Raw genomic sequence first — 6,070 nt, forward strand, 5'->3', positions numbered from 1 at the left:
TGAAAAAACGGGTAACCGTTATACTTATGCTGTTAGCAGTATGAATACAACCAGTGCTGTTGCTGATGGCCAATTTGTATTTGATCAGAAGAAATATCCGGGAGTTGAGGTGGTGGATTTGAGGTAAGAATGCCACAGAGGCACGGAAGCACAGAAAAAATAAAAAAGAGATTGCCAATTGGCAATCTCTTTTTATTTTAAGATAATAAACTGTAAAATGATGGTTAAATATTTTATATTTTTCTCTTTTAGCTTTCTATTAAAAAGAACAAACTAAAAATATCTCGCCGAAGCTGATTATTTTCCCCACCTGAAAGTTTTAATATCTATTCCAGCTAAATCCAGCACCCGATCTACAACAGTTGCTGCAACATCTTCAATTGTTTTGGGTTTGCTGTAAAAAGATGGTGTGGCCGGGCAAATAATTCCTCCTGCTAATGTTACGGTTTCCATATTGCGGATGTGAATGAGATTGTAAGGCATATCTCTTGCAACGCAAATTAGTTTACGCCTTTCTTTTAAAACTACATCGGCTGCCCTTGTAATTAAATCATTGGATACGCCAGTTGCAATTCTTCCTAAGGTACCCATGCTGCAGGGTATGATTATCATGGTATTAAACTGCCCGGATCCAGATGCAAAAGGCGCATTAAAATCCTGCTGGCTGTAAAATTTTACAGGCAAATCTTTATAACTTTCATTCTCCAGTTCGGTAGCCCAAACCTGTTTGGCATTCTCCGTCATTACTACCGCCAAATCTGCCCACTGGTCTTTTACGTTCATTAATTTATGCAGCAATAATTGTGGATAAATTGAACCGCTTGCACCTGTTATTGCCACTACAATTTTATTCATGTATTTACGTTTACTGTATGTCTAAGCTACTAAACAATTACTTTATGAAAAAGGTTAAATATTTTTTTATTTTAATTGCCCTTCCGGCAGTTTTATTTTCATTTAAACCTCCTAAAAAAGAGAAGATAAAATGGTTAACCTTAACAGAGCTTTCTGCTGCATACGAGAAGCAACCTAAACCTATAATTATTGATGTTTATACCAGCTGGTGCGGTTGGTGCAAGGTAATGGATAAAGAAACTTATGGCAACAATAAAGTTGCTGCCTATATTAACGAAAATTATTATGCTGTAAAATTTAATGCAGAATCTAAAGACTCTGCCTTATTGGGTACAAAAAAATATGGTTACAACCCTGCATACAAAGCCAATGATTTAGCCGTGTATCTTTTGTTTGGCCGCATGGGTTATCCAACTACTGTGTTATTATCTACTATTGATGCACAACCTGCTCCTTTATCAGGTTACCTTAAACCATCGGAGCTGGAGCCGCCACTTAAATTTTTTGGTGATGGAGTTTACAAAATCAAAAACTTTCCAGATTTTATGAAAGAGTTTGCTGCTGCATGGTAACTTATCAACCACAATCGTTTGCATAAAAATTTATTGCCAAAAATATTATTCCTTGCAACCTTCCCATAAACATACCGACTTAAAGATGGTTTTTCATAGGATAAGGTTTAATGGTTAATGGTTTCGATTAGTGCCGGATCTCTGTAAAGAGGTCCGGTTTTTTTTATAGTACTGTATGCTGTAATTTCCGTTTTCAAATCTTTTAATGTCGGCACCAAAACTTCAACGCAGCCTTGGTCTTTTTCAATCTACCGTTTTAAATATGATTGACATGGTGGGCATTGGCCCATTTGTTACATTGCCCATTGTAATAGGTTTTATGGGTGGCATGTTTTTATATGCATGGATTGCAGGCGCCATACTTTCTTTAATAGATGCCATGATATGGAGTGAGTTGGGAGCTGCGTACCCGCTAGCAGGTGGCAGTTATAATTTTTTAAAAGAAGCTTACGGCAAAAATGGCATGGGGCGCATGATGAGCTTTTTGTACGTATGGCAAACTGTAATTCAGGCACCATTGGTTGCCGCTTCGGCAGCTATTGGTTTTTCGCAATACCTTGGTTATTTAATTCATTTAGAAGTGTGGCAGCAAAAAGCGGTATCGGGCATCGTTATCATCTTCATTACTTTTTTATTATACAGAAAAATTGACAGCATTGGAAAAATTGGCGTGCTGATGTGGAGTGGTGTGCTGCTTACTTTAGGCTGGATAATTTTTGGCGGCATTGCACATGGTAATTTTTTGCAACCATTAAAAGATATTAATACAGATTTCAGCTGGGGGCAACTGGCATCATTTGTATTTGGGCAGGCATGTATAAAATCAATGTACAGTTATTTGGGTTATTACAATGTTTGCCACTTGGGTGGAGAAATAAAAAACCCCGGAAAAAATATTCCACGAAGCATGTTTATTTCTGTTATTGGTATTGCCATTTTGTATTTGGCTATGAATGTAAGTGTGAGCAGTGTAATTCCCTGGCAGGAAATAAAAGGATGGCAGGATAATAATCAAAATAATTTTGTGGTAAGCACTTTTATAGAAAGGTTGTATGGCGGCGATGCAGCAAACATTGCAACGATTATGATATTGTGGGTGGCACTGGCTTCTTTGTTTGCTGTAATGCTTGGTTACTCACGGGTGCCTTATGCTGCGGCGGTGGATGGTGCATTTTTTAAAATATTCGGAAAGCTGCATCCTACAAAAAACTTTCCTTATGTTTCTTTATTAGTACTGGCAGGTTTTGCATTTATATTTAGTTTATTATTTAAAATGAAGCATATTATTGATGGCATTTTAGCCATGCGTATTATGATACAGTTTGTTGGACAGGCTGTTGGTGTAATTTTATTAAGAAAGAGAAACGGCACAAAAGATTTACCTTACAAAATGCCGCTGTATCCTTTGCCGGTGATTTTAGCCATTGCCATGTGGTTGTTTATTTTTTATGCAACGGGCTTAACTATTATTGTATCCTTCCTGGTGGTTTTTGGAAGTGGTGTGACAGTATATTTTATTTATGCAAAGTTGCAACGTAGATGGCCATATACATCAAAAGAATTTTTTGATACAGAAGAAGCCATTGAGCAGATTGGAAAATGATTTTACAAAATGCTATCGCTTAGTAAAAACTTTCCTGTAAAAAGAAAAGTTATTATCAGAACAATAAGGTTGATTGCAATAATAATTTTTTTCATTGGGTTTAGAATTTTATTTTAACACCTGCAGCCACTCCAAACGAATTAGGATAGGATTTAACTGCGGCATCTTTTGTAATAGAACTTAATGCAAAATTGCCTGCTGGTTTAATTGAAAACGCAAATTTTTTATTTAAATTGTACTCTACAGCAATGCCAGTAAAAGCTGTAAAGTAAGTAGATTTTAACCCCTGAATGGTGTTGATAGTTTGTTTTTCTTTGGTTGAACCCTGCAACAATTCCGTTTCTATTCTTTGTTTAACTAAAAAGTTTGCAGTACTGCCTATAGAAGGTATAATATTGAATTTACCAATAGAAAAATTATAATTAATTGCTAAAGGGATACCCAGATATTGTAATGTATTTGCAGATGATGACGCATTAACGCTATCCCCAACTGCCGGCGCCGTACCCGTTTTAGGTAATATATAGGTGTAGCCGGATGAGCAATCGAAACGGTATTTTACTTTACCATCGTTATCTAATTTGGCAAATATTTTTTTAGGTTCTATACTTATATTTTTATTAAGATAAGTTATGCCGGATTGAATTTCCCAATTTTTTCCCAGCGGCAAATCAAACAATACACCAAGTGAAAAAGAAGTTTGGTGCTGTTCATCTCTTTTAATTTCCTCTCTGCCATTAGGGGGTTGCTGCTGCGGTGGCTGAGGGCCGCCGCCATGGCGGTCATTATTTTCTATACGGTTAAAACTAAACTGCGGCGAAAAGAAAGGCGTTACACTAAAATGAAAAGGCTTTGGTGTTTTTATATTTTTATTTTTTACAACTGCATCAGGCGAAAGCCGGTTGGTATTAATATTTTGCAAATTATTCTGAGATGAAGCAGTTACCATTTTTTCCGTTTTCATATTTTCCAATGGCATTAATTCATTTGCTGCTGATGTATTGCTTTCATTAACTGCAGCTGCACTTAAATTAGTTTTTTCATTGGTAACATCTTCTTCAGCTATTGCATTTTTCACGGTAATTTTTGTTTGATGTTTTGAAGATTTCTTTGTTAACGATTTATTATTCACTTCCGGTTGCACATTTTCAACTGCTATATCTGCATTGCCTTTCTTCAAATTATTAACAGGTAGAGCTTTTGTACTTTGTTCAAAATAATTTACAGTTTTTTTATTTTTATCATATACAGAATCAGGGGTACTTGTATTGCTATCATCATTAGCTGCATTACTTGTTTCTGTATTATTTGCACTACTGCTTTGGCCTGATACAGTTTCATTTAATTTTTTAATACCGTTATTTTTTTCAGTATTTTCATTTGTATTGCTGCTGTTATTATTATTACCTTCAGTTTTTATTTTAACCAATTCGCTCTTACCCATTTTTTTAGTTTGTATTTCGTAAACCACTGTGCCCAGCAACAGTAACAGTAATGCAATAGCAATACGCTTTAAATTATTGTATTTCTTCTTTATCTGTACAACATTACTTTTATCTAAATTATTGTCAATAGCATCCCATACTTTTTCGCCGGGCATCTCTTCATGCCCTTCAATGGAATTTTTAAACAACTTATCTATATCGTGTAAATTTTCATCCATATTTAATTAATATTTTGTTTAGCAATCTGGGCACTCTTAATAACAAATTTTTGCAAAATCACTCTTGCATCCGACAAGTTTGATTTTGATGTACCTTCTGAGATACCTAATAATTCTGCAATTTCTCTGTGTTTCATTCCTTCAAAAACATACAGGTTAAATACCATACGGTAAGCAGGTGGCAGTAACTGCACCATTTTTAATAATTCTTTTGTGCCTATTTCAGCAGATATATTTTCGTTACCGCCGTATTCTGTTTTAACATCATCAATATTTACAACTGCATGCAGCTGCGATTTGCTGCGAAATTTTTGCAGAGCGCAATTCACCATAATTTTTCTTACCCATCCTTCAAAAGAACCGGAAAATTTAAACTGCTGTATATTTTCAAAAACTTTCATAAAGCCTTCCTGCAAGGTTTCCTCCGCCTCTTCTCTGTTTCTTCCATAGCGAAGGCATACCACAAACATTTTTGGAGCAAGCAACGCATACAACCTGCTTTGGGAATGTCTTTCCCCTTTAGCACATTCATGAATAAGTTGATTTAACTGCTCCTGCATATTATGGTTAAAGGTATGATGCAAATTAAATGTTAAAGGGTTGGGTTTTAGAAAAAAATATTTTTTATCACCCAACGATTTATTAATAACTCAGCATCTGTGTTTTTATTACAGCATATTAAAAACATACGCTTAAAAAAATCAATTATGAAAAAAGCCCTCTTCAGTTCGTTAGTTTTATCTGCATTTTTGTTCGCCTGCAATAAATCAAATTCAAATGCTGATGCTGTAACACTAACGGCATCAACAACACAGGCTGCAGTTGGCCAAACAGTTTCTGTTACTGCAAGTACAAATGCCAATGCTTTAAGCTGGTCGGCAACTCCCGCTGCCACTACCTTAAAAACTTACAGTGTTACAACAGAAAAAACAAATTATTTTACTTTTTCGCAACCCGGCGAATATATAATTGGCGTAAGGGCAAGAGGTTTAGATTTGGATTCAATCCATCGCTGCAACAGGCTAGACTGTATTGGTCATCACCTGCCCGACAGTTTATGGAATCATCATGTAGATAGTTTGTGGCATGTGAGAGGAAACGACAGAGGTGGTTGCAGAAAAGGACAAGATTCGGCTTCAGTAGTTATAAAGGTTAAGTAGGTTTTATGGTAAACAAGCAGGCTTATTTCTATAAGCCTGCTTTTAAAATTTTATTCAAGTAATTAATTATTATATAAAATGGAAAGAAAAATTTTTTTAAAAAATGGTATTTTACTTTTAGGAAGCGGCTCATTATTATTGGATGCATGTAAAAAAACTTCCACAACTGATGGCGGCTCAGGCATTACAGAAAATTGCATAACAACTGCCAATGAAG

Annotated in this window: 6 protein-coding genes; 3 read left to right on the top strand and 3 right to left on the bottom strand. The window is 35.4% G+C overall.

Annotated elements, in window-relative coordinates:
* Positions 1-297 precede the first annotated feature (297 nt).
* Positions 298-855, bottom strand: a complete 558-nt coding sequence (locus ACY65O_RS03270) for a UbiX family flavin prenyltransferase (protein WP_462219419.1) — start codon at positions 853-855, stop codon at positions 298-300.
* A 44-nt stretch (positions 856-899) separates the two neighbouring features.
* Here ACY65O_RS03270 and ACY65O_RS03275 point away from each other — a divergent pair, with 44 nt between their 5' ends.
* Complete coding sequence (locus ACY65O_RS03275; protein ID WP_462219420.1) at positions 900-1,427, top strand: thioredoxin family protein; 528 nt, start codon at positions 900-902, stop codon at positions 1,425-1,427.
* Between the two features lie 205 nt (positions 1,428-1,632).
* Positions 1,633-3,030, top strand: a complete 1,398-nt coding sequence (locus ACY65O_RS03280) for an APC family permease (RefSeq protein WP_462219421.1) — start codon at positions 1,633-1,635, stop codon at positions 3,028-3,030.
* A gap of 100 nt (positions 3,031-3,130) precedes the next feature.
* Here ACY65O_RS03280 and ACY65O_RS03285 read toward each other — a convergent pair whose 3' ends face one another.
* The gene (locus ACY65O_RS03285; protein ID WP_462219422.1) at positions 3,131-4,693 is read right to left on the bottom strand and encodes an outer membrane beta-barrel protein; all 1,563 of its coding nucleotides are present in this window, start codon (positions 4,691-4,693) and stop codon (positions 3,131-3,133) included.
* A 2-nt stretch (positions 4,694-4,695) separates the two neighbouring features.
* Positions 4,696-5,277 (bottom strand): RNA polymerase sigma factor, encoded by a 582-nt coding sequence (locus tag ACY65O_RS03290; protein ID WP_462219423.1) that lies wholly within the window; start codon positions 5,275-5,277, stop codon positions 4,696-4,698.
* Positions 5,278-5,400: 123 nt separating this feature from the next.
* Between ACY65O_RS03290 and ACY65O_RS03295 the strand changes: the two genes are divergently transcribed.
* Positions 5,401-5,853 (top strand): hypothetical protein, encoded by a 453-nt coding sequence (locus ACY65O_RS03295; RefSeq protein ID WP_462219424.1) that lies wholly within the window; start codon positions 5,401-5,403, stop codon positions 5,851-5,853.
* Positions 5,854-6,070 lie beyond the last annotated feature (217 nt).

The sequence above is a fragment of the Ferruginibacter sp. genome (genome assembly GCF_031430955.1).
Taxonomy (GTDB): Bacteria; Bacteroidota; Bacteroidia; order Chitinophagales; family Chitinophagaceae; genus Ferruginibacter.